A 2,143-nucleotide genomic window follows, 5' to 3' on the forward strand; every position below is an offset into this window, starting at 1 on the left:
TTCTTCAATAACCAAAAAGCTAGCTCGCAATGTGCGACGAGTATTTGATTACCTGAGAATGACAGCCAACTCCAGAAAACCCATACATTAATACCGAAGTCAAGAGGTTTAGAACGGTTTCGCCGTGCCTTTTCAAGTACCAGGATTGATTCTTTAACGTCATCCAGGTAGGTCTTCCAGCTGGCTACGTCCTCGCTACTGACATGAGTAGTATCGAGCCCTCTTAATGTCTCACCTAACTTACTAACCTTGCCCATTGCTGATCTATGGTGCTTTTTAATGGCTGCGGCTTTCTCGTCGGCTGATGGCTCAACTGGTTTAACCGAAGCTTTTACAGCATCTTTAATTATACTAGTCGTAATAGGTTTATCTTCAGCTTTAGCCTCATCTGCTGCCTTATCTAGTACGGCTAATCGCTCTCCTTTCGGGGCTTTTGCTAAAGCAACTAATTGAGGGGTGCTTATATCGGATAACTCAGAAGAGCTAAAGATAGGTTTAATTAGTTGATCACTTAAACTACCAGACGCTTGTTCTTTATTGGCTTCATCTTCTGGTTCAGGCTCTGAAAAATCAGCAGCAGGTATATTATTTTCTGGTACATTGGGGGGTTCAAAAGTGTCCGGTGTATCAGGGATTTGTATATTTCCAGCGACTCCAGTTAATAATTCCTGTTGAACTTCACCAGCTAGGGCTAACTCATTAAGTCTGGATTTTTTCAAATTGAGAGTGCTTTCTCCCCAGGCATAATAGGAATCAAAACCCAAGGCGCTGTATGCCTTGGTATCGCGCATTTTATGGCAAGCAGTAATTGCCCTTTCCTGCCCTGCCTTTAATTGCTTAAGACCCTCTTTTGCTTGTTGTTCTAATTCTTTAGCTCGTTCTACGGAAGGTGCCTGGTTTATTACTTCATTACTCATTAGTGATTTCTGTCTTATTCAATGTAAAAAACCGTTATAGAAGTGAATTACCTGCTATTGCAGTGCATACTCATACGGATCTGAAATATTTTGTCATTTTATCTTAATATCAATCATTTGGGCAATCTCACCGATGCTGCCTTAAGTCCCTGTGACTTAGCCCGAAACCTCTTTGAAAATAAATAGCTTACCTCTACTCATTTCTCAGCGCATTCCTTGATGCTCTATCGACAAGTGTAAAAAGCCTATCAATTTCATCTTTGTGCCTAGTCGCTTGATGTCCGCGTACTTTTACCAGTTGAAAATCAATTTGATCGCTTATTCTGTAAAATTCCTCATACAACTCATAATTGTTAAGCAGCTTATTGTTCTTTGAGCGATATTCATTTTTCTCTAACCGTTCCCGTCTACCCGGTAAGCCAATAATATTTTGAGAATCCGTATGTACAACCACTTTACACCCTAAAGCCTGGATATCGCTTAGCGCCCATAATAAAGTTTGTAATTCCAGTTTCGTTGAAGACGTTTGCTCAAACCGCTGCACTTTTATGTTTTTCCTCAATGATTCCAGTGATAATTCTTGATCAAACACAGCGAGGTAAGCTCATAGCCAATTTTTGACTGGATATTCACACTTCCATCTGTAAATAACATGAGTTCATCCATAATAAATAATTTTCTACTTTAAGCTAACGGTTGACTGGTAGATATTCGACGCTAAGGAACCAACCCAAAATCTAGTTTTGCTAATAAAACCTCCCCTAGCCCCTCATTGCCAGTCAGCTATAGTAACACCAAGACAAAAGAAGTGGGAACCCTCAAAATAAGGGATTTATTTCTAACAATATTCCCCTTAAAGCTGGAGGTGTTCCCACTATGAAGAAGCATACTTATCGTTCAAAAAATGTCAATAAAATTAATTTTACTCAAGTTAAGGAGAGATTGGCAAATGAGTCAGCTGTCTTTGCAATTGATATTGCCAAAGAGAAGCAATATGGTTTATTAAGCAATGCTAGCGGCACGGTTTCAGAACTTATATGGTGGACTCACCCTGAACAAACCGTTGAATTACTGAACGCATTGAAAGGGCTGGAATGTCAGATAGATATAGTGATCGAATCAACGGGCACTTATGGTGACGCATTACGGTTTCAATTTAGAACCTGTGGATTTGAAATTTATCAAATGAATGCGAAACGAGTCAAGGACGCAAGTGAAATATACGA

General features: G+C 39.7%; 3 protein-coding genes. 1 reads left to right on the plus strand and 2 read right to left on the minus strand.

The window, feature by feature from the left end:
- A partial coding sequence (locus BTHERMOSOX_RS10595; RefSeq protein ID WP_138121109.1) for a hypothetical protein occupies window positions 1-917 on the minus strand: 917 nt, incomplete at its 3' end.
- 193 nt (window positions 918-1,110) lie between these two features.
- Entirely contained in the window at window positions 1,111-1,509 is a 399-nt protein-coding gene (locus tag BTHERMOSOX_RS10600) for a ribonuclease HI (protein WP_346654956.1), read from the minus strand.
- Between the two features lie 284 nt (window positions 1,510-1,793).
- On the opposite strand from BTHERMOSOX_RS10600, the gene BTHERMOSOX_RS10605 reads away from it, so the two are divergent.
- Window positions 1,794-2,143: IS110 family transposase (locus BTHERMOSOX_RS10605; RefSeq protein ID WP_138121110.1), on the plus strand; the 350-nt coding region annotated here is incomplete at its 3' end.

Origin of the sequence: Bathymodiolus heckerae thiotrophic gill symbiont, assembly GCF_900128515.1 — a bacterium.
In the GTDB taxonomy this organism is placed as follows: Bacteria; Pseudomonadota; Gammaproteobacteria; order PS1; family Pseudothioglobaceae; genus Thioglobus_A.